This is a genomic window from Sheuella amnicola (assembly GCF_010499255.1).
GTDB lineage: Bacteria > Pseudomonadota > Gammaproteobacteria > Burkholderiales > Burkholderiaceae_B > Zwartia > Zwartia amnicola.
This window is the reverse complement of record NZ_JAAGRN010000003.1, coordinates 286,609-311,217: the sequence shown is the minus strand read 5'-3', so window position 1 is coordinate 311,217 and position 24,609 is coordinate 286,609. Positions and strand designations below refer to the sequence as shown.

Here is a 24,609-nt window from a genome sequence, read left to right as displayed (position 1 = left end):
ATGATCGAGCGTCGTCCCGGCCTGACTGTCTTATCCCATCTGGTGCTATTGCTTGGTGTATTGATCATCGCGTTTCCTGTTTACATCACATTGATCGCATCCACGCAAAGCTCGGTCGAAATCGCCCAGACCGTACCCATGTCTTTATTGCCCGGTACTCATATGATTGACACTTATCGGGTTGCGCTATTTGGCGGAGAGACCGCGGCCGGCAGTAAGATCGCACCGGCATGGCCCATGATGTGGGTAAGTCTGATCAGCGCTCTTGTCATCACGGTTGGGAAGATCACTATTTCGATGCTCTCGGCGTTTGCGATCGTGTATTTCCGGTTTCCGTTCAGGGGACTAGTGTTCTGGATGATTTTCATCACGCTGATGCTGCCAGTTGAAGTGCGGATCGGGCCGACCTATGAGGTGATCGCCAGTCTTGGCATGCTCAATACCTATGCAGGCTTGACTGTGCCGCTGATCGCTTCGGCCACGGCGACTTTTTTGTTTCGCCAGTTTTTCCTCACGGTGCCTGACGAGCTTGTCGAAGCTGCACGTATGGATGGCGCCGGTCCGATGCGGTTTTTCAAGGATGTTTTATTTCCGCTTTCGCGAACCAGTATCGCTGCATTATTCGTGATTCAGTTTATTTATGGTTGGAATCAGTATCTGTGGCCATTGTTGGTGACAACTAATGAAGATATGTATCCGGTGGTGATGGGTATAAAGCGTTTGATTTCCGGGGATGTCTATACTGAATGGAACGTCGTGATGGCCACAGCCATGCTGGCGATGTTGCCGCCGGCAATCGTTGTGATTCTGATGCAGAAATGGTTCGTCAAGGGCCTTGTAGAGACCGAGAAATAATATGGCAGCCATCTCGCTAAAAAACATTATCAAACGCTATGCTTCGGGCAAGCACACGAATCAGGTCATTCACAATGTCTCGGCCGAAATACGCGATGGCGAATTTGTCGTCATTGTGGGGCCTTCAGGCTGCGGCAAATCCACGTTATTGCGCATGGTGGCGGGACTTGAAGAAGTGTCCGAGGGAACGATTTCCATCGGCGATCGCATTGTCAACGACCTTGAGCCCGCCGAACGCGACATTGCGATGGTGTTTCAGAATTACGCGCTGTATCCCCATATGTCGGTCTTTGAAAATATGGCGTATGGCTTGAAAATTGCCAAGATACCGAAAGACGAAATTCGCGCACGTGTTGAAAAAGCAGCAGGTATTCTAGAGTTGATGCCGTTTTTGGATCGCAAGCCACGAGCTCTGTCCGGCGGACAGCGGCAGCGCGTTGCAATGGGGCGTGCCATTGTGAGGCAGCCACAGGTTTTTTTATTCGATGAGCCGCTATCAAACTTGGATGCAAAACTGCGTGCACAAACACGGCTTGAAATTCAGAAGCTTCATCGCGAGCTTGGCATCACTTCTTTGTTTGTGACCCACGATCAGGTTGAAGCGATGACGCTTGCCCAACGCATGATGGTGATGCATGGCGGGGTGATGGAACAATTCGGCACGCCAGAAGAGGTGTATAACAAGCCTGCAACGACCTTTGTCGCAAGTTTCATCGGCTCGCCTCCAATGAATCTGCTCAAGCATGTATCGGGATTGACCGAAGGAACGATATTTGGAGTGCGGCCCGAGCATATCGATGTGGGGCGGGGTGATTGGCGGCTTGAGGTTGAGGCGGTCGAGCTGCTAGGTGCGGAAAGGCTTTTGTACTGCAAAATGGGTCTGGATTCACTGATCGTCAGAATCCAGGAGGATGAACCGGTCCCTGCGATCGGCTCATCGATTTTGGCGGCGCCGCGTTCCGATAAGGTACATTATTTCGATGCGGCAACAGGTCTGCGCAAGATCTTGTAGCCTACTTTAATCCCGGAGTTTGAAGTGAAAAAGTTCGACCCCTCCCAGACAGGTCCTTTATCCGATGTGCGCGTGCTTGATATGTCCAGACTGGTGGCCGGCAATATGTTGTCGGCCTATCTGGCCGATTTCGGGGCGGATGTCATTAAGATTGAGCGTGAGGGGAGGGGGGACGATCTACGCAACTGGCGTGAAGCAGGCTGGGATATTTACTGGAAAGTTTATGGTCGCAATAAACGTTCTTTAGTCCTGGATCTTAAGTCCGGGGATGGCATGGATGCGTTTAAAAAGCTTGTTCGCCATTCGCATGTCTTGATCGAAAACTTTGTTCCAGGTGGTCTCGAAAAAATCGGCCTGTCGCCCGACCTTTTGCTGGAACTCAATCCTGCTTTGGTCATTGTGCGCGTTTCGGGTTGGGGACAAACCGGACCTTATAGCCATAAGCCGGGTTTCGGCACCCTAGTTGAAGCGATGTCCGGATTTGCTCACCTGAATGGTTACCCAGATCGCCCGCCGGTGCTGCCGCCACTAGCCTTGGCTGACATGATCGCAGGGGTATATGGTGCGGCTGGTGTTTTAACCGCACTAAGAGTCGCTGAAAAAGAGGGGCGTGGTCAGGTGATTGATCTGTCCTTGTTTGAACCCATATTTTCGGTCATTTCTTCCGAGGCTGCCAAATATAAAGTCACGGGCGAGGCAACCATGCGGGCTGGAAATCAATCCACGCATACTGCGCCTAGAAATATTTACGCTTGTTCGGATTCGAAGTTTGTCGCAATGTCCGGATCAATGCAATCCATGGCCATGAAGATCTTCGATACGATAGGTCGGCCAGAATTAAAGTCGGATCCTAAGTTTGCCACCAATGATGCGCGCGTTATCAATCGTGATGAACTCGATCAACTGATCGGAGCTTACATCGGTGCGCGTACGCAGCAAGAAAATCTTGATATTTTCGAGGCGGCGGGTGTAACTGTCGGACCGGTGTGTTCGGTGGCGGACTTGATGGGTCATCCATTCGTGACTGGAAGAGAGGCGATTGTGGAGCTGGAGGATCGGGATCTGGGCAGTTTGCCGATGCACAATATAGTGCCAAGGCTCTCGCAAACTCCGGGTGGTTTCAGGCGTCCAGCCCCTAAACTAGGCGAGCACACTCAGGCGATTCTGGATGAACTCAAGACTCTGGGGTCTTGAAATCAGGGTAAATAAGTAAAAAAAACACTATCGAAGGAGTTGTTTTTCGGCTAGTGTCATATTTGGCTCGAGTTTCACAAATACTAAAAGAAGCCAGGGGGCAAAATATGAGCAGTGCTGAATATTTACCATTCGATCCGCGTGTCGAACCGAAGAACCGTTTACCTGCGGGGACTGTGGATTGTCATTTTCATGTATTTGAAGATCCGGCAATCTACCCCTACACCGCGAATCGATCCTACACGCCCACGCTTGCTCCTTGGGAAGCGTTTCAGAGGATGAATGATGTTATCGGCGCCGATCGTGCCGTGCTCGTTCATCCCTCCGTATATGGTTACGACCACAGTACGCTTTATGACACGCTTGCCGCGCATCCGGATCGTTTGCGTGCGGTGGGGGTGCTTTCGACCGACACAACCGAAGCTGAAATCGAAAGGCTGCATCGGGCCGGTACGCGTGGTGCGCGAGTCAATATTCTTTTCGCAGGTGGCAATCAATTAGCCGATGCTGAGGCCTTGGCAAAAAAAATCAAACCTTTCGGCTGGCATATACAGTTTCTTGTTGACGTGTCCACTCAACCCGAGATTCCTGCCTGGTCATCCAAGCTCGGTGTGCCAGTCGTGTTCGATCACTTCGGTCATCCTTCCAAGCCTGACATACAAGATGCCGGATTTCGCAATATGTGCGCGCTAGTTAAAGAAGGCGGTGCCTGGGTCAAGTTATCGGGTGCGTATCGAGTCGTTGATCCGATTAATAAATGGTCGGCGATCAAGCCCTTTGTAGATGCATTATTGAATACGCGAACCGATCGTCTGGTTTGGGGCACCGATTGGCCCCATCCGAATATTCCTGCTCCCATGCCTAATGATGGAGATATTGCAGATGCGGTTTTCGATTGGCTGCCTACCGAGGCATTAAGACAGCAAATCCTAGTTCGTAACCCTGAAGTGTTGTATGACTTTCCGGCGTTTGTTAAACGCTAGCCCATTTTATTTCATAGACAAAAAACATCTTTAAGTCCAGTATCGAGGAGACTACATCATGATCAATCGTCGTAAATTATTGGCTGTTTCCGCCCTTGTCGCTGCCGCTTTTGGCTTTTCGGTGCCTACAACTGCATCCGCTCAGACGGTCATCAAGCTTGGATGGACCACGACCGATGGTCCGACTGACCCTTATGCTGTCGGGGCGCGTGCATTCAAGGCTGCTGTCGAGAAAAACACCAACGGTTCGGTACAGGTGCAATTGTTTCCAAATCGGCAACTCGGTGATGAAAAACAAGTCATGGAAGGTGTGCGTTTCGGAACGGTTGATGCCGGCATCATCACTAACGCTGTAGTTGCCCAGATCGAACCCGCTTTTCAGATCAATGATTTGCCTTTCCTTTATACCAACGAGGCACAGGCGCAAAAGGTGCTTGATGGAAAGCTAGGCGCAGATCTGGCCGCGATGTTGGCCAAGAAAAACATGATTGTGCTTGGATACATGGAAGGCGGATTTCGCCAGATGATCAACAACAAGAAGCCGGTCAGTGCGCCATCCGATGTCACTGGCGTGAAGTATCGGGTGATGCAAAACCCCCTGTTTATCGACATGTTCAACTCTCTGGGTGGTGCGGCCGTACCGATGGCATGGGGCGAAACTTTTACAGCTGTGCAGCAAGGCACGATCGATGGGCTTGAAATTCCGGTTGCAGTGATTGATGGCAGCAAGATGTACGAGGTCACCAAGTTTTTGTCGATGACAAATCACACGTATTCCGTAATCGAGTTGTTGATATCCAAGAGAACCCTGGATAAGCTCACGCCGGAACAACGTGCCGCCGTGATTGCAGCGGGTAAAACCGCCACGGTTGAGCAGCGAGCTGAATCGGCGAAAAACGAAAAAGCATTGTTGGCGGGACTTGAACAAAAGGGCATGAAGATCAATCAGGTCAACGATGTGGCCGCTTTCCGCAAAGCAGTCCAACCCATCTATGACAAAGCCAAGAAAACGGTTGGCGACCCTCTGGTGAATCAAGCGCTTGATGCAGTTAAATAAAGTCGCCGTTCTCACATCCTTGGACTAAGGTATTTGCATCATGCGTCAAGTTTTTGACTGGATAGAGCGCGTGCTGAAAGTGGTGGCGGTCACGATAGTGATCGTCATGCTGTTCTCATTGGTTGCGCAAGTGTTCTTGCGTTATGTCTTCGGCAAGTCGCTTTCCTGGAGTGAAGAGGTCGCGCTTCTTGGCTTTGCATGGGTCGTGGTGATTTCTTCCGCGATCGGGATTCGTCGCATGACGCATGCGAGGATGGATCTTATCGTGGCGATATTGCCCCGATCGGTTCATTATCTGGTTGATCGCCTTATCGCCCTGATGATGTTGGGATTGGGAATCTTCATGACTTTCGCGGGCTGGGATTATGTCGAGCAAACCAAGGGCTCGACATCGGCCGCGATTGGCTTTCCGATCGAATTTCTTTACGCATGTGCACCATTTTTTGGAGTGTTGATCGCAATCTTTTCTTTTGAACGTTTGATGCCGTGGGCGGAGTCTCTCGATGAGTAGCACAGCTTGCTTGTTATCCGCCGGTTTTGGCTTTCTCATGCTGATTGGGGTGCCGTTCGCCTTTGCGATCGGTATTGTGGTTGCCCTGTCCCTCTGGTTTGCGGATATTGATTTTCTTTTGTTGTCGCAAACGGTTGTTGCTGGCACGCAATCGTTTTCCTTGTTGGCGATTCCCTTTTTCATGCTTGCCGGCGAGTTGATGTCGGCTGGGGGTCTTTCGCAACGACTCATCAAGGTTGCCGATGTTTTTGTGCGTCATTTGACCGGTGGCCTGGGGCATGTGACTGTTGTGGCTGCGACGGTCTTTTCGGCTATTTCAGGATCTGCGCCCGCAACGACTGCCGCGATCGGCGCGATCATGATTCCGGCCATGGCTGCACGTGGCTACAGCAAAGGATTTGCGACCGCCTTGTCTGTTAGTGCTGGCGTGCTCGCCCCTTTGATTCCTCCTTCGATCGCATTTGTGATCTGGGGAGTGATTGCCGAGCAGTCGATTGCCCGGTTGTTTAGCGCAGGCATCATCCCGGGCTTAATCATGGCAGTGAGCTTTTCCGTGATCTGTTGGTGGCATGCCAAGGCTAAAAACATACCGACTCAAAAACGCGCCTCGCTTAAAGAGATCAAGGATGCGCTGCGTGATGGAATTTGGGCTTTACTTGCTCCCGTTATCGTACTGGGCGGGATTTACGGTGGAGTGTTCACGCCAACGGAGGCGGCAGTGGTTAGCTGCGTATACTCGATCCTGGTAGGAGCATTCATCGAAAAGCGCTTGAAATGGAAGGAGCTTCCCGCGCTCGTCTGGAACTCGACCAAAATCACCGCAATCGTCATGGCGATCATTATTTTTTCAACTGGCTTCGGTGTTTTGGTGGCGCAAGAGCAGTTGTCTCCCAAGCTTGCCGCCTGGCTGACTGCGAATATTCATGAAAAATGGGTCATGCTGTTTATCTTGAACATCGCCTTTTTCCTGCTTGCCGCAGTGATGGATGAAATTGCGATCATGGTTGTGCTCGGGCCGTTGCTGATTGCGATTGCCAACAGCTTTTCGATCGATCCAATTCATTTCGGAACGATCATTGTCACTAACGTGTCGATCGGTATGGCGGCTCCTCCGATCGGATATTGTCTGTTTGTCGGAATGGCGATCAGCGGCCTCAAGCTCAGTGATGTATCCAAGCATATCTGGCCTTTTGTGGCCATGATGATGATTGTGCTGATGCTTGTTACTTACATACCCGGATTTTCTCTCGCATTTCAGTAATACAGAGTATTGGGTGCCTGGAAGTTCAGCGAATGCCGGTGAGCTTGTGTGATTGCAAGCTCAGCCGCCATTTCGGATGATTCATGCAATATTGAATTGTTAGCGCAATGTTTGTTGCCTGATCGGGTCCATCCATCGGTTGCAGGAAAAAATGCTTAAAGTTCAGGTTTTCGAATAACTCCGGCCGGACGTTTTTTTGGGGATATACCAGCTTGATCTCTTGGCCGTGATCTTGATTCAATGGAGCATCCGATTTTGGACTCACACAGATCCAGTCGATTCCAGATGGGGCTGTAATTGTGCCATTCGTTTCAACCGCGATTCTGAAGCCATGATCATGCAGTTCTCGAATCAGTGCATCATCCAGTTGCAGTAAAGGTTCACCGCCGGTGCATACAACAAGCTTCGATTCCGAATAGCCTGCAGGCCATTCACGATCGATGACTTCGACCAGTTCGATTGCGGTTTTGTATTTGCCGCCAAGCGTGCCATTCGTACCGACAAAGTCCGTGTCGCAAAACTGACAAACTGCCTGTGCTCGATCTTTTTCAAGGCCGGTCCAGAGATTGCAGCCTGCGAACCTGAGAAAGACAGCGGCGCATCCGGCCTGACCACCTTCGCCTTGCAATGTATAGAAAATTTCCTTGACGCTGTATGTCATGACAATCAGATTGGTAGGGCAGGGCCGAGTTCGCCCCAATGAAGAATCACGCCGCAACCTCGTGTAGAGTTCAGGTCAATCCGGTCGATTTGGGGTAGCTGCATCGCGACAAGTTCTTTGATGTATCTTGCGATTGACGCGACATCGGCATCGCGATCATCCATAACTTTATGAAGGGGCTGGTGATCAAGCTGTTTGAAAATCGGATCGAAAACGGCTTTGACATCGCCGAAGTCCACTGTCCATCCGTGAACTTGATCAAGGGGCGCGTGCAGATGCAGTCTCAAGGTAAAGGTATGGCCGTGAATCCGACGCCTCTTGTCGCCCTCGGGGGCGTGCTTCAGTCGCACTGCGCTATCAAGCGTCAGCTCTTTCCATATCCTGTAGTGATGTCCATCAAAGTGAGCTCCACAACTACCTGTTTCGTAGACCGTCACCCATGACAACTCAGGCAGTATTGGCTTAAGTCTGTTCCAGATCCATGCCGAAATGTTTTCACTGGTTGGATTTTCTAGTCCAGGGATATCGTTCAGGCAAGCGTGGTCCAGTTCTTCATGGATAGGTGCCCAAAGCGCATCCAAATGATCGTAATCAATGGATAGGTCTCGCGTTCCCACATCCTGATCCGCATGCAAGATCACCTCGAAGCCATGCCCGTGCATGCGACCGCATTTGTGGCCATTAGGCACATTGGGAAGTTGATGCGCGGATTGGAAAATATACCGACGCCAGACATGTGCGTGATCCCTTGCGTCCAGGTCTACGCCGGAGTGCGTGGTGCTTTGTACGCCCACAACCGAAATGCCGGGTACTGTCAGATTGCGTCTGATCCAGCGCGCAATATTTTCATCAGTCGGTGTGGGGATCGTTTTGTTGAGGTCGCTGTAATCAAGCACGGATACACATTGAGACAGATGTCTCGAAAGCGATTCGACCTCTGCCCCGGGAAAAGGAGCCCAGTCTTTTGGCAATGCCGCTCTAACTTCACCCAGAAAGCTATGGCCATGCAATCGGGATGCGCGATGTCCTTCGGGCAGACAATCGACTCGACATGCCGCCTCGAATGGCGCTGCGGCTACGAAGAGGAGTTGATCGCTCATCGAACGATTCCGAATTTTTTGTATAGTGGGTCAGTGATGCCAACTTCGGCAAACCCTTTTGCTCGAAGCAGGCAGGAGTCGCACTGTTCGCAAGGCCGTCCTGTCGGTCCCGGATCGTAGCAACTGGTCGTTTCACCGAAATCCACACCAAGCTCGATTCCCTTGCGAATGATATCGGCTTTAGTCATGTTGACCAGGGGGGCGCGTATCTTGAGTCGTTGCCGGCCTTCAACACCGGCTTTGGTGGCTAGATTGCCCAGGTTTTCGAACGCTTCAATGTATTCGGGCCTGCAGTCCGGATAGCCGCTGTAATCCATAGCGTTGACACCGACAAAGATGTCTTGCGCACCAAGCACTTCGGCCCAGCCTAAGGCGAAACTTAAAAAAATCGTGTTTCGTGCCGGAACATATGTAATGGGAATCTCATCGGCGATGTCCTCCACGCGGTGTCCCTTGGGCACGGCAATATCATCCGTTAATGCCGAGCCACCAAAGCTGCGTAAGTCGATATCGATCACAACATGTCGCGCGACTTCGCGATCTTTCGCAAACTCTTTGGCTTTCTCGAGTTCGATTGAATGGCGTTGTCCATAACGAAAGCTCAAGGCATAAACCTCGAAGCCTTCGTGCTGGGCAATGGCGAGAGACGTGGTGGAATCAAGTCCACCACTGAGTAGGCAAACGGCGCGCTTCAAAATTACTTCGCCGTGGGCATCGCAAACTCAGCGCCTTTGCCGATGGTTTCCGGCCAGCGCTGCATGATTGACTTTTGCTTTGTGTAAAAACGTATGCCCTCTTCGCCGTAGGCGTGCATGTCGCCGAAGAGACTTCTCTTCCAGCCGCCAAAGCCATGCCAAGCCATAGGGACGGGAATCGGTACGTTAATCCCAACCATGCCCACTTGAATTCGACGACCGAACTCGCGTGCAACGTTGCCATCGCGGGTATAGCAGGATACTCCGTTACCGAATTCGTGCGCATTGATCAGTTCGACCGCTTCGGCAAAATCCTTCGCGCGAACGCATGATAATACCGGTCCGAAAATTTCTTCTTTGTAGATGCGCATGTTGGGCGTGACATGGTCAAACAGCGATCCGCCGGTGAAGAATCCCTGCTCATGTCCAGCTACTTTGTATCCTCGACCATCCACAACTAGCTTGGCGCCTTCTTTGACGCCGATGTCGATATAGCCTTCAATGCGATCAAGCGCCTGACGCGTGACGATCGGACCCATTTCGGCATCGAGCTCAAGACCGTTTTTGATCTTAAGGGTTTTAGCGCGTTCAGCCAGTAAAGGGACAATCTTGTCCGCGACATCACCGACCAGAACGGCAACCGAAATCGCCATGCAGCGTTCGCCGGCAGATCCGTATGCCGCACCAATCAGTCCGTCGACTGCTTGTTCGATGTCCGCATCCGGCATGACGACCATATGGTTCTTGGCACCGCCCAAAGCTTGGACACGTTTGCCGAGCTCGGCACCGCGGCTGTAGATGTACTGGGCAATCGGAGTCGAACCGACAAAGCTGATAGCTTTCACATCGGGGTGTTCGAGCAGACCGTCGACAGCGACTTTGTCACCTTGGACAACATTAAAGACGCCATCAGGCAAGCCGGCTTCCTTTAACAGCTCTGCCATGAAAATCGACGCTGAGGGATCTCTTTCGCTGGGTTTGAGGATGAAGGTGTTGCCGGCGGCGATGGCCACGGGGAACATCCAGCAAGGCACCATGCAGGGGAAGTTAAAGGGGGTGATACCCGCAACCACTCCCAATGGTTGACGCATGGTCCAATTGTCGATGCCGGTTGACACTTGGTCGGTATAGTCGCCTTTAAGCAATTGCGGCACACCGCAAGCGAATTCGACAATATCAATGCCGCGCATGACTTCGCCTTCGGCATCGGTGAATACTTTTCCATGCTCTTGCGTAATGATGGAGGCGAGCTCACCTTTGCGCTCGTTTAGCAAGGCTAGGAATTTGTTCATCACCCGCGCGCGACGGATGGGAGGGGTTTCGGACCAGGCGGGAAAAGCGGCTTTGGCGCTTGCGACTGCTGCGTTGACGGTATCGAGAGTGGCAAGTTCCACTTTGCGGGTGGCTTGACCGGTGGCCGGATTAAAAACGTCTTGCGTACGTGCGCCTGGCTGCGTCACGGTCTGGCCATTGATCCACTGCGAAACCAGATTGGACATGGCGGGCATGGGGGGCTGTTTGGACATGAGCATTCCTTTTCTGTAATGACCAATTGTAAGATGGTTACGAAAAATATACGCTCAAACCCTTTCTAGCCCGCCGAGTCGGTTCAGCGCTTAGTTGCCCTTCTGGTTTTTGTCGTACAGGTAACCGCCAACGACACCCGCTGCGGCTCCGCCTATCGCACCCCAGATTGGATTGCCGCCAGCAATGGCCGTAATGCCTGCACCAGCTGCCGCGCCGATGGCTCCACCGGAAAGCTCACGCTGTTGCGTGGTGCTCATGTTCGAGCATCCACCAAGCGTTAGTGCAGCGCAAACGGGAAGGGCGAGAAGTAGCTTTTTCATGTTGAACTCCATAAATATTCAGTGTCAAGAATTGAGAACTTTCGGAAAGTTGCGTGAATCTCAGCTCTTGCAGGGATAGCTTTCGCCTAGATAACGCAAAATCGTATCTGCGGCTGACATCTGATTGTATTGAGGGTTTTTGGCTGTCCAAGCGCCAAAGCCATCGATATACTCCTGACGGGTTTTTTGGGAATTGCCCGCGCAAATGAAGGGTTTTGCGTTTTTCGGGTGTCTGGAAATCAAATAAGTTTCATAGACGCCTTGACCAAATCCATGGCAGAAGTTTTGTTCCGCCATATTTTGCTTGTTGTTGCACATCTTGACGTAGGCTTCAGTCGAAGTGGCGGCCTTGGGCGGGGTTTGAGCGAACGAGGCACCCGCTCCGACCAAGGTCAGGCAGGTTGCAAGTAGCACTTTTTTCATATTGATCTCCGTTTTGATAGATGATTTGTTAACTAATACCGCTATTGTGAAACAAATTACTTTTTCCGTTGCCAATATGTTAACTTTACGCCTGTTATGCATTATTAAACAACTCAAGAGAAAATTTATATGTTGAAAAGACTTGTAACATCCTTAATTGCTCTGATGATGCTTGTTGGCTTGACCGCCTGTGCGCCATCGGGTCCGGCTGCACCTGTCGAAATCCGCAAAGGCGTAATCGAGCAGATCAATGCGACCGAGATTAAGAATAGTCACGAAACCGGCGTGGGTGCAGTGGTTGGCGGTCTAGGAGGTTTGGGAGTAGGTGCCCTGATTGGTTCGGGCACGGGTAAAGCCGTTGCAATGGTTTTGGGTGCAATCGGTGGCGCAGTCGCCGGTAACGAGATCCAAAAGCATTACGACAAGCCTGTTGCAGGACAACAGATTTTTGTTCGCACATCAAACGGCGTTCTGGTCTCGGTGACACAACCTACCGGTAACCTGCGTGTTGGACAACATGTCTACATCGAAGGTTCGGGCACGGATGCTCGTGTGGTGCCCCAGTAATGCCTTACGATTGGACGGCAAGCTGTTAAGTGCCGTTCCAAGTTGTAAAAAAGCCGTTGCATCGCAACGGCTTTTTATTTGGGTTTACCTAAGAGCATGTTTGCATATCAGGTAAATGCAGGCATTGTTATCAAGCCTTTTTAACCCAAGCATTACACCAACCTTTGGCTGCGACTTGTTTTCCGGGGAAAATTCCGCAGGTGCCGGCATCGGCGGACTTGCTCACATAAAGCTGGCAGTTGGCACAGTCGTTGCCGGGTGCGTATTTAGGAAACTTGGCTTTATCAACGGTTGATGCATCGGCTTTGTAGCCAAGACCAACAGCTTGTGGATCCGTTTCGGCGACCATGGCCTGAGCCTGTGCTTGATTGGCCAATGACATGGTGGCCAGACCTGCGGCTGAGTAAAGAATGAACTGGCGGCGTGACGATTTCATTGCGATATCCTGATAAGAAAGCCGGGCTCACCATAGAACCCGCACGACAATTTTAAGTCCTGTATTTACATATGTAAAAAGGACTTCGGAACGATTCTCATTCAGTCTGCGTGACGTCGATCGAATTCCCAGACATCCTCGAATCCCATCAGTTTGGTCAAGTCCGTGAAGTCATATAAATCAACCGGTGCACCAACAGAAGAGCCCGTGTTTTTCAATTGGCTGTAGACCTGTTTCATTGCTTGAACAGCGGCGAGCAGGGCGGTAACAGGGAAAATCGCCATCTTGTACCCGATCGCTTCAAGCTCATCTTTGGTTAGCACGGGGGTTCGGCCTTTTTCAACCATGTTTGCCAGCAATGGCAGGTCAAAGCTGCGGCCAATTGTGCGCATCTCTTCTTCAGACTCGGGGGATTCGACAAATAGGATGTCGGCACCGGCACGCGCATAGGCTTCAGCGCGGCGCAACGCCTCGTCTAGCCCTAAAGTGGTGCGAGCATCCGTTCTGGCAATAATCAAAAAATCTTTAGATTCGCGGGACTCGGCGGCAACTTTGATTTTGCGAACCATGTCTTCGGTTGGGATGACACGGCGACCGGGAGTATGGCCGCATTTTTTCGGAAACTCCTGGTCTTCAAGTTGAATGCCGGATGCGCCGGCCTGCTCATAGCCTTGAACCGTGTGCCTGACATTCAGTAACCCGCCGTAACCGGTGTCCCCATCGGCAATGAACGGAGTGGATGCCATCTTTGCCATGGCGTTGACGCGTCCGACCATATCCGTGTATGAGGCCAGTCCCGCATCCGGAAGCCCGAGATGAGAGGCAACAGCTCCAAAACCGGTCATGTACAAGGCATCGAAGCCGAAGGAGTCGGCCAGGCGTAAAGAAACCATGTCATATACGCCGGGGGCGGTAATGAGTCCTGGTTGATTCAGTCTGGCGCGCAGTTTTGCGGGTTTGCTCTCTTTCATCAAAAAATCTCCCTTCGTATGTTTTTTAGTATTCCGGACTTTTTCCGGATATTCGTCAGATAATACCCTCTGGCACTATATCGGTCATTTCAATGGGTTCTGTCTGAATAAATGACGTCTTTGGATACCTTAAGTTTCTGGCTTGCGGTGGCTGGCACAGTCGCATTTGCCGTCACGGCTGTATTGGCTGTCGCAGATCGTGGCGTCGATATTTTTGGCGTGATTGTGTTGGGCGTGATCACCGCGGTGGGTGGCGGCACGATGCGCGACCTTATTCTGGGTGAGCCGGTTTTCTGGTCAGGCAATCTTCTATTGGTACAAATTGCCATTTTTGCGAGTATTGCGGCTTTTGTGGGGCGTTCGTTCTTTACCCAGCCGCAGGTTTTTACTCTGATGCTTTACCTTGACGCAGTCGGGGCCGCTTTATTTGGCATGCAGGGAGCATTGAAAACCTGGGAAATGGGCTTTGGCGGGCTGTTGGGGGCTGTGATGTTGGGGGTGTTGACCGCGATTGGCGGCGGACTGATGCGCGATGTGTTGGCAGGTCGGCAAACTTTGCTCATGTCCAGCGAAATCTATGCCATTCCGGTTTTGATAGGTTCTTCTGCGTTAGTATTGCTCCTCGGCGTATTCCCCGAGGCTCATACCGAAACAGTGTTGGCGTGCGCTTTTTTCACTTTTTCAATGAGGGTAATCGCCATACATTGGAATTTGCGGGTTCCTTCGTATCTGATTACAAAATCGAAAATTGATGCGCCCGATCACTCCGTGAGGTGGGATCGTAAGGATTAATTGACTGAAATGACGAGCTGGAAACACTTGAAATGAATCAATCCAAAATGACACCGATCAATCCTGCCCATGCAGCTCGTTTGCAAATTCGCGCCGGAGAAATTCGCGGAAATACCGCAGGTTTGGCGCCAGGCTATGTGCAAGGCAACCTCATGATTTTGCCTAAGGATCTGGCGCACGACTTTTTGCTTTTCTGCCAGCGCAATCCCCAACCTTGTCCGATTTTGGCTGTTTCCGAACCGGGTAATCCCATGTTGCCTGCTCTTGGTCATGATATCGACATACGAACAGACATACCGAGCTATCGCGTTTGGAAAGATGGTGTCATGGTTTCGGAGCAAAGTGAAATCGGCGATGTATGGCGTGATGATCTTGTGAGTTTTTTGCTTGGATGTTCGTTTTCATTCGAGCAGGCCTTGACCGAAGCCGGCATTCCCATGCGTCATATCGAGCAAGGATGCAATGTGCCGATGTATCGCACCAGTATTCAGACCGAACCTGCCGGTGTTTTTCACGGACCGATGGTCGTATCAATGCGGCCTATGAAGCCTGCGGATGCAATTCGGGCTGTGCAGGTGACTTCGCGTTTTCCACGCGTTCACGGCGCACCCGTGCATATCGGCTTGCCTGAGCAGATTGGAGTTCAGGATTTGCAACGCCCTGATTTTGGAGATGCTGTTGCGGTCAAAGAAGGTGAATTACCTGTTTTTTGGGCTTGTGGCGTCACGCCACAGTCAGTTGCAATGGCGGCTCGTCCGCCTTTTTGTATCACCCACTCGCCTGGCTCGATGCTGATTACCGATCTGTTGAATCATCGGCTGGCAAGTTTTTAATAATGACTCAGGAGATCTAACGATGAAGTCCTTCAAGACCTCGCTCGTACTGGCCGCATTGGCCGCAACGATGCAGATGTCCGCCGTGTCTGCGCAGACCGCCGGCCCCAAAATCGCTGTCCAGGCCATCACCCAGGTGACAGCCAATATGCCTCAGTACTCCGCTGTGGATCAGCCCTTGTTGCGTGATGGCATGGCCAAAGCCACAAATGGTCGTGTTCAAGTGACGTTGGCAGCCTGGCCGGAGCGTAACGTCAACGGTCCCGAAGTTCTGCGTCTTGTGCGTTCAGGGCAGGTTGATATCGCAGCCGCGCCACTGACAACCGTGTCTGGCGACGTTCCCATGCTGGATGGCATCGATCTGGCCGGCATGAACTCGGATATCAATCAAGCTCGCAAGGTCGCCGATGCGATGAAGCCGGTGGCGAACAAAGAGTTGGAGCGCCTGGGTATCAAGCTCGTCGCGACTTACCCTTTTTCCGGTCAGATGTTGTTTTGCCGCAAGCCGATTGCATCGCTGGCTGATCTGAAAGGCATGAAAGTCCGTATCAACGGTCCGTCATCCGGTGATCTGGTCAAGGCAATGGGTGGCCAGCCCGTATCGCTGGCGTTTGGCGAGGTGTACACCGCATTGGAACGCGGCACGGTTGACTGTGGCATTACCGGCTCAGGTTCAGGCAACAGCGTGAAATGGCCTGAGGTCACGACGCATTTGTATGCCATGCCATTGTCGTGGTCGACATCGGGCTATTTCGTCAATCTGGCATGGTGGAACAAACTTGATCCTGCCGTTCGCGCCGAGTTCGAAAAAACCTTTGCAGCGATCGAAGACGCCCAGTGGAAGCTTGGTGTTGAATCGACTGCCGATGGCGTAGCCTGTAATGTGGGGCGTGCCGACGGATGCAAACTGGCTACGCTTGTGAAAAAACCCATGATCGAAGTCAAGCCTCAGCCAAACGAAGCCCTGGCAGTCAAAAAAGATTTGACCGAAACCGTTCTGCCTGCATGGGTTAAGCGTTGTGGCGATCGTTGCGGCACTGTTTACAACGAAGTGATTGCCCCGATCACCGGCATCAAATACGTGGCAGGTAAGTAAATATGTTCGAATGTCTTGAATGGATCAGTCGCCGCGCCATGTCGATCGCGGGCTTCTGCTATCTAGTGATCACGGTGCTGATTTGTTTTGACATCATTGCCCGCCATTTGCTCGGCTTTTCAACTGAAGCGACCATCGAACTCACCGGCTACCTGATGGCGGTCGGAATGAGTTGGGGTCTGGCGGGTACCTTGTTCGACAGAGGTCATGTCCGTATCGACGTGTTGGTGCAAAAAATGCCACTACGCGTACGGGTATGGCTTCACCTTTTATCGTTGATCGCCTTGATTGTTTCCACCGGCTTTTATGTATGGGGATCGGTGAGCTTGGCGATGGATTCCTTTGCTTTCAATGCAACGGACTTGACGACGCTTCGCACACCTTTAGTATGGCCCCAAGGGCTCTGGGCAGCCGGTTTTGCGCTACTACTACTGGCGGGGTTTGCGTTGTTGTTTCGTGCACTCAAGCAGATGATGACCGGCCAGCAAGACGCAATGGATCGTGCTTTGATGGCGCGAACCTACGAGGATGAAGCGGCCGAAACACTTGAAGCTGTCGCTGAGGCGCAATCGATGATGCACGAACCGGTTCAAGCTGGAGTGCGCAAATGATCGCAATCGTTTTCATTGTTGTAATGGGTATCGTAATCGGTGCGGTGTCCCTTTTTGGTGGCGATGCGAATTCGGTTGCGACTGCTTCAGCAGTGCCTTGGTGGGCGCTGGTTGCTGTATTGGTTGCCTTTGCGGGATTTTTCGCCGGTGGAATTTATGTCGGCGCCGCATTGTCTTCTTTAGCCCTGTTGGCCGGTTTTGGTTTATCGGATCGTCCGTTCTGGAATTTCATCGGAGAGATGATCTGGGGACCTTCGACCAATTTTGTGCTGGTCTCGGTTCCGCTCTTCCTGCTGATGGGTGAGATCATGTTGCGCGCCGGATTATCCGAGCGTTTGTATCGTGGCTTGAACATCTGGATGGGCCGTATGCCCGGCGGACTTTTGCATACCAACGTTCTTGCATGCGGAGTTTTTTCGGCAGTAGCCGGTTCGAGTGTGGCGACTGCCGCCACCATGGGATCCGTAGCGCTTCCTTATTTCGAAAAGAGTCATTACCCGCCAAAGCTTGTTTTGGGTTCGCTTGCCGCGGGCGGTGCATTAGGTAATTTGATTCCTCCGGGTATTACTTTCATCATTTATGGCCTGATCACCGAAACGTCTGTCGGCGCCTTGTATATCGCTGCGATTGGTCCCAGCATCCTGGTAGTGCTGTTGTTCATTCTGGTCATTTTGTATTACAGCTACAAACTCGGTTTGCACGGCGAGTCCAATGGGGTTCGCGTGACATGGCGTGATCGTATCGGCAGCTTGTCCGACCTTTTGCCCACTGCGTTGCTGATCGGATTAGTGCTTGGAACCATTTATGCGGGTTGGGCGACGCCCACTGAGTCTGCCGCGCTTGGTGTTGCCGGCAGCATCATTCTGTCGCTGGTGGATCGCAAATTGAGCTGGAAGATGATGTCAGAATCGCTTCACGCCACCGCCCGAACGACGTCGATGATTGCCTTGATTCTTTTTGGCGCCTATGTACTGAACTACATCTTGTCATCCCTTGGTGTGCCGCAAATGCTGGCAAAGTTTTTGACGGGATTGCCTCTGCCGGGATGGGCAATCATGCTGGTGATCATCGGATTCTATCTGGCCTTGGGTACCTTTATGGAAGGCATGTCGATGGTGATCTGTACCATCCCATTGCTTTTTCCGGTGGTCAAAGCCCTTGGGTATGACCCGGTCTGGTTTGGCGTGGTCATTACCATGCTGGTTGAGATAGCGATGATTAGTCCTCCGGATGGAACAGTGCTTTATGTATTACAGGGTATGAGGCGACAGCCCGGGCCCATTACCGATGTGTTTTCAGGCGTGATGCCTTTCATGCTGGTTTACATGATTGCGATCATTATTCTGATGATCTTCCCATCGATCGCGTTGTGGTTGCCGGCTGTTCTTTCTTAATTAAAAAATGATGAATCAACTAAATTTTGCCTGCGAGGCTCTCTCTTCCGATGGTTCGATCCGTACCGAACTGATCAGTGTTCCTGCTAAACATTTCGTGATCGCCGGTTGGACCGGTCGGGATGCCGATGCCATTCGTCACCATATTCACGAGCTTGAACTGCTAGGCGTTCCTGCACCTTCCTCCGTGCCTTTGTACTATCGTGCAAGCGCTCAAATGCTGACTCAGTTGTCCACGATCGAGGTGCTCGGCCCCGATAGTTCCGGCGAGGTTGAGCCGGTACTGTTTTTTGCTCAAGGCGAGTGGTGGTTGACGGTTGGATCGGATCATACCGATCGTAGAGTTGAAACCTATTCCGTGGCTGTTTCCAAACAAATGTGTCCGAAGCCAATCGGTCGGGTTGCTTGGCGATGGTCTGACATTTCAAAGTATCAGGACGAAATCGAGTTGCGTTCGCGCATTTTCGAAAACGGGCAATGGGTGGATTATCAAAAGGGAACGTTCGCTTCAATTCGTCCTTTGGAGTCCCTTCGTGATGGATGTTATCCGGATGAAACACCCGATGAAGGAAGCTTTGTTTCTTGCGGAACACTTGGTGCGATTAAAAATGCGCAAGAGCAAGGCATTCGACCGGCATCCTTGATGGAGTTGGAAATTTTCGATCCCCGCAGCAAGCGTCGCATCGTACATCGCTATGAAGTTGAAATGCTGCCCGTAATTTCCTGATTGCGAATTTTCTCCTATCGAACTGAAACTTATCCCCATGACACACATTACCGAAACGATTGATCAGTTGAATGCACGTTTGGCTCGGCGCGAGATCACGCGCGAAGCTCTCGTCGCCAAGGCGCTTGAAGAGGCAACGGGTAAAGCAGCTAAAAGCGTATTCACCAAGTTATATCCCGAAGCCGCCATGGCGGCCGCGCGCAGCGCTGATGCAGCTCAAGCAGCCGGCGTGTCTTTGCCGGCGTTGGCCGGTCTGCCGGTATCCATTAAGGATTTGTATGGCGTGGCGGGTGAGACAACGATGTCTGGCTCGATTGTCTGCGAAGGTGAACCCGTACAACCTGTCGACTCGGTTGCAGTTGCGCGTTTGCGTGCCTCAGGCTCAGCCATTATCGGCAAAACCAACATGACCGAATTTGCATTTTCCGGCGTCGGCATCAACCCACACTATGGCACGCCTGTTAATCCAACGGATACGAAAGTCGCTCGCATACCCGGTGGATCTTCATCCGGCGCTGGTGTGTCGGTTGCACTTGGTTTGGCTGTCGCGGGCCTTGGCTCCGACACGGGAGGTTCGATCCGCATCCCGGCCGCTGTGCACGGATTGGTTGGCTTCAAAAGTACGCAAAGCCGTGTACCGTTGACTGGCGCACTTGAATTGTCGCGCTCGCTTGATACTGTTTGCGCCATGACGCGAAGCGTGCAGGATTGTTTGACTGTCGATGCGGTTTTGTCGGGAGCCATGCTGCGGGTTCGTCGTCGTCCGCTTGCCGGGATGCGTTTTGCCGTGCCGCAAACCGTCGTGCTTGACGCAATGGAGCCCGCGGTTGCCAAGGCGTTTGCGCGCACGTTGTCCACGTTATCTGCCGCTGGAGCGCTGATTGTTGACATACCGTTAGCAGAATTAGCGGAAATTCCTAAAATTAATGCGCCGGGCGGCTTGTCACCCATCGAGGCCTACGCCGAACATCATGCCCGACTGGCCAAAGCTTCCGATAAGTTTGATCACCGTGTCGCCCAACGAATCATGTTGGGATCGTCTGTTACTGCGCAGCAGTACATTGCCTTGCTAGATGGTCGCCGGGATTGGATTGCGCGTGTCGAGAAAGCCATCGAAAGCTACGATGCAGTTTTGTGTCCGACTATTCCGATCATCGCACCGGAAATTGCCGCTCTCGAGGCTTCAGATGAAGCTTTCTTCAAAGCGAACGGGCTGCTTTTGCGTAATACTTTCGCCTTCAATTTCTTGGATGGTTGCTCTTTCAGCGTACCCTGTCATCAGGGTGACGAGTTGCCCATGGGATTGATGATATCTTCAGTCAATGGTGATGATGCCAGACTGGCTTCGGTTGCTTTGGCGGTTGAATCGACTTTGGGGCGCTGATAGGTATTTTGGCGAAGCCCGCATTGAATTCACGGAACGATTTCAATCAACTGAAAGTGTTTGAAATCGTTCGAAATATCTGAAAGGCCTCACCCCTATTCACCTCCCGGAAATTCAGGCGTAACTTGTCTTCAAGCCGCATGAATACAGGAGGAGGTGGCCATGACTACCAATCGTTCAGTTGTTGTTCGTCTAGCGGTTTTTGCCGCGACAACGATTTTGACAGGCTGCGTGGGTTATGCCCAACCGGTTGGACCGGCTTATGGCCCGGTGTATGGTGCCGGATATGTCACACCCGGTGTGATTGTTGCGCCCCCGCCTGTTGTAGTTCCGGTCGCCCCAAGGCCCTTCTGGTACGGGCCACCTCCCGGGTTTTATCGTCACCACCACCATCATCATCGCGAATGGGGGCGTGGGAATAATGGAAACGGAAAGGGTCACGGCCACGGGAATCGATACCGTGGATAGGTAAGGGCTTGGATCGTGCAAATCCCCTAAAAGGGGTGCTTGCACGATCCAGGGCGGCACATGGCTATAATCAGTTGAACTGGCTGAACTTTTCTATCTGATACCCACCATGACCGCTCAAACCTCTCTGAATTTCAAAACTATTCGCTCTGCCTCGCCAAAGTCCCTGGCTGAGCGTGATGCGATTCTTGCCAATCCCGGTTTCGGTAAATATTTCACCGATCACATGGTTTCGATCGACTGGTCAGTCGAAAAAGGTTGGTACGATGCACAGGTCAAGCCTTATGGACCTTTGCTGTTGGATCCGGCCGCTTCGGTTCTGCACTACGCTCAAGAAATCTTCGAAGGCCTGAAGGCATATCGACATGCAGATGGTTCGATCTGGACATTCCGTCCTCAGGCTAACGGGTTGCGCATGCAGCGATCTGCGCATCGACTTGCCTTGCCTGAATTGCCGGTTGATACCTTTGTCGAGTCATTGAAGCAACTGGTCAGCGTGGATGCCGCATGGGTGCCTTCCGCTCCCGATACGAGCTTGTATCTTCGTCCTTTCATGATCGCGAATGAAAGCTTTCTTGGAGTGCGCTCGGCACAACAGGCCGCTTATTACGTGATTGCCAGTCCTGTCGGTGCCTATTTTTCAAAGGGCGTCGCTCCGGTTTCGATCTGGTTATCATCGGATTACACACGCGCAGCCAAAGGAGGGACCGGTGCAGCTAAATGCGGCGGCAATTACGCTGCCTCGTTATTGCCTCAACAAGAAGCTTATGCAAACGACTGTCCCCAGGTCTTGTTCCTTGATCCGATCGAAGGCAAGTATCTTGAAGAACTGGGCGGAATGAACGTATTTCTAGTCAAGAAAGACGGCACACTTCTGACTCCTGATTTATCCGGCAGCATTCTCGAGGGTGTAACACGCGCCAGCTTGATTCAACTGGCAAAGGACCGGGGACACCGGGTTGAAGAGCGCAAGATCAGCATTGACGAATGGATCGATGGTTTTGCCTCGGGCGATATTGTCGAAGCTTTTGCTTGTGGAACAGCTGCCGTCGTGGCACCGATCGCGTGTTTGAAAGGCCGTAATTTTGTCGCAGGTGATCCGAACGCACCGGCCGGCAAGGTCACGATGTCGTTGCGCCAAGAGCTTACCGATATTCAAAATGGACGACTGCCGGATCGTCACGGCTGGATGGTCCGTCTAGCCTGATAGATCTTAACTGCGTCATAACAAAACAAAGCCCGATTTTTAAATCGGGCTTTGTACTTTTAGGTCTTTATTCGTACCCTTAAGGTTTTTTAACCGAACAGGTATTGATACCCAGCAAGGTGTATGCACCGCAAAAACTGAAGACACCAGTTGCCAGCACGATGCCGCCGACAATATAGCCCCACATGCCAACTTTACCTGTTGCTGCCAAGGCAAGCAAAATCAGACCTGCAACAATGCGAAGGCCTCGGTCCATACCACCAACATTTTTAGTCATGATGTTTCCTTTTGTTTGAAACGGCAATTCAATATTAACGATTTTGGGTGGACATTTGTGACTTTATGCAGCTGGAGCAAGTGCTTCCCAGGCCGCAATCGTTTCGGATGCGTACATCAGTGCAGGACCTCCACCCATGTAAACACAGACCGCCAGCATTTCTTCCAACTCCTGACGCGTACAACCCAATCTGTGTAGTGCTTTAACGTGAAAACCTATACAGCCCGAACAATGTTGCGTGATGCCTATAGCCAGCGCAATCAGTTCTTTATTTTTCTCACTGACTGCGCCTTCGGTCATGGCTGCTTTAGCAAGCAGCCCAAAACCTTGCATCGCTTCCGGTTGGGCTTTGCGCAAAGCGCCCATTGATTTACTAATATTTTGCGTCAGTGTTGCATGATCAAAAGTACTCATTACATGTTCTCCGGCATTTTCAATTGAATCAGAGTGCGTTTAAAGGAATCTTGACGTACGAAATGCCGTTATCTTCCTTTGGGGGGAATTCACCCGCACGAATATTGATCTGCACTGCAGGCAGAATCAACACAGGCATTTCCAACGTTGCATCCCTCTTGTTTCGCATCGCTATAAACTCGGATTCGGAGATGCCATCACGGATATGTATATTTGAAGCACGCTGCTGGGCTACAGTTGTTTCGAAGGAGATCGGACGGTCTGTCGGAGGGTAATCATGACACATGAAAAGCCGTGTATCGGCCGGCAAGCTCAGAATTTTATGAATCGATTGATAAAGAGCTTTGGCATCACCTCCGGGAAAATCACAGCGTGCAGTTCCAACATCCGGCATGAATAAAGTGTCGCCGACAAAAACGGCATCGCCAAACTGATAGGCCACGCAGGCAGGTGTATGACCGGGCACAAACAATGTTTTACCGATCAGGTTTCCAACGCGAATTTCTTCATCTTCTTTGAAAAGATGATCGAATTGGGATCCGTCGGGCTTGAATTCAGGTTCAAGGTTGAAGATCCCCTTGAATACTTTTTGCACACCCGTTATGTGATCGCCAATAGCGGTTTGACCGCCTAGTTGTGCCTTGAGGTAAGGAGCCGCAGTCAAGTGGTCGGCATGAGCATGGGTCTCGAGAATCCAGGCAACCTGAAGCTGATTCGCGCGTACATAATCGATCACTTTGTCAGCCGATGTGTGGCGTGTACGCCCGGATTTGGGGTCGTAATCCAGGACGGAGTCGATGATTGCACATTGCGATCCAACGCCTTGATGAACGACATACGTCACCGTCCACGTTTGAGGATCGAAAATCCCGTGTACTTGCGCGATGTTTTTGCTATCCGTCATACGAATCCTCGCTTCGGAAGTTATGTTCCCGGCAATTATTTATTAAGGGAATATTAATTAGATTAAATACATTATATTTATTTATAATGTATTTTTCAATATAATTATTGATGTGGTCATCATAAGTATGATCCAGATCAATTCAACGCAAGGATTCAGATGGAAGTCGCAACATTCAATCTTGCTCAGATGCAGAGTTCAGCGGAGCAAGCTTGCCGTTTACTCAAAGTGCTGTCCAACCGGGATCGATTGATGATTCTCTGTCAAGTTGCCCAGGGCGAGCGATGTGTCGGTGATATTGAAGAAAGCCTTGGCATCGTTCAGCCCACCTTGTCGCAACAGTTGACTGTTTTGCGGGAAGAAGGGCTTGTTACCACCAGAAGGGAAGGAAAGAATATTTTCTATCAAGTTGCCAGTCCGAAGGCGCTTGCTTTGATGGACGTGTTGTATCGGGAATTTTGTACTTCAGAAAAGGATTGAAGATGACGATAGATTGGGCAAATTTTACGCCGTGGGCGTCACTGTCCGGTGGAGTATTGCTTGGCGTGGCCTCAGCATTATTTATTCTTCTTAATGGACGCATTCTCGGTATAAGCGGAATTCTGGGTGGCTTGTTGCCACCCAAGTCCGGCGACACGCTCTGGAGAGTGACGTTCTTCTTAGGTATGGCGGCGGCACCTGCGGTATATGCCTTGTTGGCACCCTCGGATATGGTCCGGATGCCGCGCATTGATGCGGGATTTGCGACGATAGTGATTGCAGGATTGCTGGTCGGAATCGGAACGCGGTATGGATCGGGTTGCACAAGTGGGCATGGAGTTTGCGGTTTATCGCGACTTTCGCCAAGATCGCTTGTGGCAACGTTGTCGTTCATGGCTGCTGGGTTTCTGACAGTCGCTGTTGTACGCCATGTATTTTAAGGAAAGGAA

General features: G+C 51.4%; 30 protein-coding genes. 19 read left to right on the top strand and 11 right to left on the bottom strand.

What is annotated here, in order from left to right; all coding sequences use genetic code 11:
• The 7 genes from ugpE (at position 1) to G3I67_RS06270 (ending at position 6,873) form a co-directional block, all read left to right on the top strand.
• Positions 1-855, top strand: coding sequence for a sn-glycerol-3-phosphate ABC transporter permease UgpE (ugpE, locus tag G3I67_RS06300; RefSeq protein WP_163652680.1), 855 nt, complete (start codon positions 1-3; stop codon positions 853-855).
• Position 856: 1 nt separating this feature from the next.
• Entirely contained in the window at positions 857-1,867 is a 1,011-nt protein-coding gene (ugpC, locus tag G3I67_RS06295; RefSeq protein WP_163652678.1) for a sn-glycerol-3-phosphate ABC transporter ATP-binding protein UgpC, read from the top strand.
• A 24-nt stretch (positions 1,868-1,891) separates the two neighbouring features.
• On the top strand, positions 1,892-3,061 hold the full coding sequence (locus tag G3I67_RS06290; protein ID WP_163652675.1) for a CaiB/BaiF CoA transferase family protein: 1,170 nt from the start codon (positions 1,892-1,894) through the stop codon (positions 3,059-3,061).
• A 107-nt stretch (positions 3,062-3,168) separates the two neighbouring features.
• A complete protein-coding gene (locus tag G3I67_RS06285) occupies positions 3,169-4,044 on the top strand; it encodes an amidohydrolase family protein (RefSeq protein ID WP_163652672.1) in 876 nt (291 codons plus the stop codon).
• Between the two features lie 58 nt (positions 4,045-4,102).
• A complete protein-coding gene (locus G3I67_RS06280; protein ID WP_163652670.1) occupies positions 4,103-5,101 on the top strand; it encodes a TRAP transporter substrate-binding protein in 999 nt (332 codons plus the stop codon).
• Between the two features lie 40 nt (positions 5,102-5,141).
• Positions 5,142-5,612, top strand: a complete 471-nt coding sequence (locus G3I67_RS06275) for a TRAP transporter small permease (protein WP_163652666.1) — start codon at positions 5,142-5,144, stop codon at positions 5,610-5,612.
• Positions 5,605-6,873, top strand: a complete 1,269-nt coding sequence (locus G3I67_RS06270; RefSeq protein ID WP_163652662.1) for a TRAP transporter large permease — start codon at positions 5,605-5,607, stop codon at positions 6,871-6,873. The genes G3I67_RS06275 and G3I67_RS06270 overlap by 8 nt, the downstream gene beginning before the upstream one ends.
• A gap of 25 nt (positions 6,874-6,898) precedes the next feature.
• Here the strand turns inward: G3I67_RS06270 and queE are convergent, their stop codons facing one another.
• From queE to G3I67_RS06240, 6 genes are all read right to left on the bottom strand, one after another.
• Positions 6,899-7,534, bottom strand: coding sequence for a 7-carboxy-7-deazaguanine synthase (gene queE / locus G3I67_RS06265; protein WP_163652660.1), 636 nt, complete (start codon positions 7,532-7,534; stop codon positions 6,899-6,901).
• 5 nt (positions 7,535-7,539) lie between these two features.
• Positions 7,540-8,634: a 6-carboxytetrahydropterin synthase gene (locus G3I67_RS15070; protein WP_163652658.1), complete on the bottom strand. Its 1,095-nt coding sequence runs from the start codon at positions 8,632-8,634 to the stop codon at positions 7,540-7,542.
• Positions 8,631-9,332, bottom strand: coding sequence for a 7-cyano-7-deazaguanine synthase QueC (queC, locus tag G3I67_RS06255; RefSeq protein ID WP_163652978.1), 702 nt, complete (start codon positions 9,330-9,332; stop codon positions 8,631-8,633). The genes G3I67_RS15070 and queC overlap by 4 nt, the downstream gene beginning before the upstream one ends.
• A complete protein-coding gene (locus tag G3I67_RS06250) occupies positions 9,332-10,828 on the bottom strand; it encodes a CoA-acylating methylmalonate-semialdehyde dehydrogenase (RefSeq protein ID WP_375539303.1) in 1,497 nt (498 codons plus the stop codon). Before G3I67_RS06250 ends, queC begins: the two co-directional genes overlap by 1 nt.
• A 117-nt stretch (positions 10,829-10,945) precedes the next feature.
• The gene (locus G3I67_RS06245) at positions 10,946-11,176 is read right to left on the bottom strand and encodes a YMGG-like glycine zipper-containing protein (protein ID WP_163652655.1); all 231 of its coding nucleotides are present in this window, start codon (positions 11,174-11,176) and stop codon (positions 10,946-10,948) included.
• Between the two features lie 60 nt (positions 11,177-11,236).
• Positions 11,237-11,599, bottom strand: a complete 363-nt coding sequence (locus G3I67_RS06240) for a Rap1a/Tai family immunity protein (RefSeq protein ID WP_163652652.1) — start codon at positions 11,597-11,599, stop codon at positions 11,237-11,239.
• Positions 11,600-11,728: 129 nt separating this feature from the next.
• On the opposite strand from G3I67_RS06240, the gene G3I67_RS06235 reads away from it, so the two are divergent.
• A complete protein-coding gene (locus G3I67_RS06235) occupies positions 11,729-12,166 on the top strand; it encodes an outer membrane lipoprotein (RefSeq protein ID WP_163652649.1) in 438 nt (145 codons plus the stop codon).
• Positions 12,167-12,296: 130 nt separating this feature from the next.
• Here G3I67_RS06235 and G3I67_RS06230 read toward each other — a convergent pair whose 3' ends face one another.
• Together G3I67_RS06230 and G3I67_RS06225 are read right to left on the bottom strand one after the other, a co-directional pair.
• Positions 12,297-12,602 carry a high-potential iron-sulfur protein gene (locus tag G3I67_RS06230; RefSeq protein ID WP_163652646.1) on the bottom strand — a complete coding sequence of 102 codons (306 nt, stop codon included), beginning with the start codon at positions 12,600-12,602 and terminating at the stop codon, positions 12,297-12,299.
• Positions 12,603-12,703: 101 nt separating this feature from the next.
• The gene (locus G3I67_RS06225) at positions 12,704-13,573 is read right to left on the bottom strand and encodes an isocitrate lyase/PEP mutase family protein (RefSeq protein WP_163652643.1); all 870 of its coding nucleotides are present in this window, start codon (positions 13,571-13,573) and stop codon (positions 12,704-12,706) included.
• Positions 13,574-13,684: 111 nt separating this feature from the next.
• Here G3I67_RS06225 and G3I67_RS06220 point away from each other — a divergent pair, with 111 nt between their 5' ends.
• The 9 genes from G3I67_RS06220 (at position 13,685) to G3I67_RS06180 (ending at position 22,085) form a co-directional block, all read left to right on the top strand.
• Positions 13,685-14,365 carry a trimeric intracellular cation channel family protein gene (locus tag G3I67_RS06220; protein WP_235931728.1) on the top strand — a complete coding sequence of 227 codons (681 nt, stop codon included), beginning with the start codon at positions 13,685-13,687 and terminating at the stop codon, positions 14,363-14,365.
• Positions 14,366-14,397: 32 nt separating this feature from the next.
• Positions 14,398-15,198 (top strand): putative hydro-lyase, encoded by an 801-nt coding sequence (locus G3I67_RS06215; RefSeq protein WP_375539299.1) that lies wholly within the window; start codon positions 14,398-14,400, stop codon positions 15,196-15,198.
• Positions 15,199-15,220: 22 nt separating this feature from the next.
• Complete coding sequence (locus tag G3I67_RS06210; RefSeq protein WP_163652640.1) at positions 15,221-16,294, top strand: TRAP transporter substrate-binding protein; 1,074 nt, start codon at positions 15,221-15,223, stop codon at positions 16,292-16,294.
• Between the two features lie 2 nt (positions 16,295-16,296).
• On the top strand, positions 16,297-16,905 hold the full coding sequence (locus G3I67_RS06205) for a TRAP transporter small permease subunit (RefSeq protein WP_163652638.1): 609 nt from the start codon (positions 16,297-16,299) through the stop codon (positions 16,903-16,905).
• Positions 16,902-18,299: a TRAP transporter large permease gene (locus G3I67_RS06200; protein WP_163652636.1), complete on the top strand. Its 1,398-nt coding sequence runs from the start codon at positions 16,902-16,904 to the stop codon at positions 18,297-18,299. Before G3I67_RS06205 ends, G3I67_RS06200 begins: the two co-directional genes overlap by 4 nt.
• A 7-nt stretch (positions 18,300-18,306) precedes the next feature.
• Entirely contained in the window at positions 18,307-19,026 is a 720-nt protein-coding gene (locus tag G3I67_RS06195; protein ID WP_163652634.1) for a DUF2848 domain-containing protein, read from the top strand.
• Between the two features lie 37 nt (positions 19,027-19,063).
• Complete coding sequence (locus G3I67_RS06190; protein WP_163652632.1) at positions 19,064-20,410, top strand: amidase; 1,347 nt, start codon at positions 19,064-19,066, stop codon at positions 20,408-20,410.
• A gap of 162 nt (positions 20,411-20,572) precedes the next feature.
• The gene (locus G3I67_RS14925) at positions 20,573-20,878 is read left to right on the top strand and encodes a hypothetical protein (protein WP_203583560.1); all 306 of its coding nucleotides are present in this window, start codon (positions 20,573-20,575) and stop codon (positions 20,876-20,878) included.
• 109 nt (positions 20,879-20,987) lie between these two features.
• Positions 20,988-22,085, top strand: coding sequence for a branched-chain amino acid aminotransferase (locus G3I67_RS06180; RefSeq protein WP_163652629.1), 1,098 nt, complete (start codon positions 20,988-20,990; stop codon positions 22,083-22,085).
• A 79-nt stretch (positions 22,086-22,164) separates the two neighbouring features.
• Here G3I67_RS06180 and G3I67_RS06175 read toward each other — a convergent pair whose 3' ends face one another.
• The 3 genes from G3I67_RS06175 to G3I67_RS06165 all read right to left on the bottom strand — a co-directional run bounded on the left by G3I67_RS06175 (position 22,165) and on the right by G3I67_RS06165 (position 23,680).
• A complete protein-coding gene (locus tag G3I67_RS06175) occupies positions 22,165-22,362 on the bottom strand; it encodes a YgaP family membrane protein (RefSeq protein WP_163652627.1) in 198 nt (65 codons plus the stop codon).
• 63 nt (positions 22,363-22,425) lie between these two features.
• On the bottom strand, positions 22,426-22,776 hold the full coding sequence (locus tag G3I67_RS06170; RefSeq protein ID WP_163652624.1) for a carboxymuconolactone decarboxylase family protein: 351 nt from the start codon (positions 22,774-22,776) through the stop codon (positions 22,426-22,428).
• 28 nt (positions 22,777-22,804) lie between these two features.
• Complete coding sequence (locus tag G3I67_RS06165) at positions 22,805-23,680, bottom strand: MBL fold metallo-hydrolase (RefSeq protein WP_163652622.1); 876 nt, start codon at positions 23,678-23,680, stop codon at positions 22,805-22,807.
• Between the two features lie 159 nt (positions 23,681-23,839).
• Between G3I67_RS06165 and G3I67_RS06160 the strand changes: the two genes are divergently transcribed.
• On the top strand, positions 23,840-24,160 hold the full coding sequence (locus G3I67_RS06160; RefSeq protein ID WP_203583559.1) for an ArsR/SmtB family transcription factor: 321 nt from the start codon (positions 23,840-23,842) through the stop codon (positions 24,158-24,160).
• A gap of 2 nt (positions 24,161-24,162) precedes the next feature.
• Entirely contained in the window at positions 24,163-24,600 is a 438-nt protein-coding gene (locus tag G3I67_RS06155; protein WP_163652620.1) for a YeeE/YedE family protein, read from the top strand.
• Positions 24,601-24,609: the final 9 nt, after the last annotated feature.

Excerpts from the sequence above, each read along its gene's own strand:
- G3I67_RS06190 (WP_163652632.1), top strand. The coding sequence starts at position 19,064 with ATGACACACATTACCGAAACGATTGATCAGTTGAATGCACGTTTGGCT.
- G3I67_RS06220 (WP_235931728.1), top strand. The coding sequence starts at position 13,685 with ATGACGTCTTTGGATACCTTAAGTTTCTGGCTTGCGGTGGCTGGCACA.
- G3I67_RS06175 (WP_163652627.1), bottom strand. The coding sequence starts at position 22,362 with ATGACTAAAAATGTTGGTGGTATGGACCGAGGCCTTCGCATTGTTGCA.
- G3I67_RS15070 (WP_163652658.1), bottom strand. The coding sequence starts at position 8,634 with ATGAGCGATCAACTCCTCTTCGTAGCCGCAGCGCCATTCGAGGCGGCA.
- G3I67_RS06180 (WP_163652629.1), top strand. The coding sequence starts at position 20,988 with ATGACCGCTCAAACCTCTCTGAATTTCAAAACTATTCGCTCTGCCTCG.
- G3I67_RS06170 (WP_163652624.1), bottom strand. The coding sequence starts at position 22,776 with ATGAGTACTTTTGATCATGCAACACTGACGCAAAATATTAGTAAATCA.
- G3I67_RS06235 (WP_163652649.1), top strand. The coding sequence starts at position 11,729 with ATGTTGAAAAGACTTGTAACATCCTTAATTGCTCTGATGATGCTTGTT.
- G3I67_RS14925 (WP_203583560.1), top strand. The coding sequence starts at position 20,573 with ATGACTACCAATCGTTCAGTTGTTGTTCGTCTAGCGGTTTTTGCCGCG.
- G3I67_RS06165 (WP_163652622.1), bottom strand. The coding sequence starts at position 23,680 with ATGACGGATAGCAAAAACATCGCGCAAGTACACGGGATTTTCGATCCT.
- G3I67_RS06155 (WP_163652620.1), top strand. The coding sequence starts at position 24,163 with ATGACGATAGATTGGGCAAATTTTACGCCGTGGGCGTCACTGTCCGGT.
- G3I67_RS06210 (WP_163652640.1), top strand. The coding sequence starts at position 15,221 with ATGAAGTCCTTCAAGACCTCGCTCGTACTGGCCGCATTGGCCGCAACG.
- G3I67_RS06280 (WP_163652670.1), top strand. The coding sequence starts at position 4,103 with ATGATCAATCGTCGTAAATTATTGGCTGTTTCCGCCCTTGTCGCTGCC.
- G3I67_RS06225 (WP_163652643.1), bottom strand. The coding sequence starts at position 13,573 with ATGAAAGAGAGCAAACCCGCAAAACTGCGCGCCAGACTGAATCAACCA.
- ugpE (WP_163652680.1), top strand. The coding sequence starts at position 1 with ATGATCGAGCGTCGTCCCGGCCTGACTGTCTTATCCCATCTGGTGCTA.
- G3I67_RS06160 (WP_203583559.1), top strand. The coding sequence starts at position 23,840 with ATGGAAGTCGCAACATTCAATCTTGCTCAGATGCAGAGTTCAGCGGAG.
- queE (WP_163652660.1), bottom strand. The coding sequence starts at position 7,534 with ATGACATACAGCGTCAAGGAAATTTTCTATACATTGCAAGGCGAAGGT.
- G3I67_RS06205 (WP_163652638.1), top strand. The coding sequence starts at position 16,297 with ATGTTCGAATGTCTTGAATGGATCAGTCGCCGCGCCATGTCGATCGCG.
- G3I67_RS06200 (WP_163652636.1), top strand. The coding sequence starts at position 16,902 with ATGATCGCAATCGTTTTCATTGTTGTAATGGGTATCGTAATCGGTGCG.
- G3I67_RS06240 (WP_163652652.1), bottom strand. The coding sequence starts at position 11,599 with ATGAAAAAAGTGCTACTTGCAACCTGCCTGACCTTGGTCGGAGCGGGT.
- ugpC (WP_163652678.1), top strand. The coding sequence starts at position 857 with ATGGCAGCCATCTCGCTAAAAAACATTATCAAACGCTATGCTTCGGGC.
- G3I67_RS06215 (WP_375539299.1), top strand. The coding sequence starts at position 14,398 with ATGAATCAATCCAAAATGACACCGATCAATCCTGCCCATGCAGCTCGT.
- G3I67_RS06285 (WP_163652672.1), top strand. The coding sequence starts at position 3,169 with ATGAGCAGTGCTGAATATTTACCATTCGATCCGCGTGTCGAACCGAAG.
- G3I67_RS06250 (WP_375539303.1), bottom strand. The coding sequence starts at position 10,828 with ATGTCCAATCTGGTTTCGCAGTGGATCAATGGCCAGACCGTGACGCAG.
- G3I67_RS06230 (WP_163652646.1), bottom strand. The coding sequence starts at position 12,602 with ATGAAATCGTCACGCCGCCAGTTCATTCTTTACTCAGCCGCAGGTCTG.
- G3I67_RS06275 (WP_163652666.1), top strand. The coding sequence starts at position 5,142 with ATGCGTCAAGTTTTTGACTGGATAGAGCGCGTGCTGAAAGTGGTGGCG.
- G3I67_RS06245 (WP_163652655.1), bottom strand. The coding sequence starts at position 11,176 with ATGAAAAAGCTACTTCTCGCCCTTCCCGTTTGCGCTGCACTAACGCTT.
- G3I67_RS06195 (WP_163652634.1), top strand. The coding sequence starts at position 18,307 with ATGATGAATCAACTAAATTTTGCCTGCGAGGCTCTCTCTTCCGATGGT.
- G3I67_RS06270 (WP_163652662.1), top strand. The coding sequence starts at position 5,605 with ATGAGTAGCACAGCTTGCTTGTTATCCGCCGGTTTTGGCTTTCTCATG.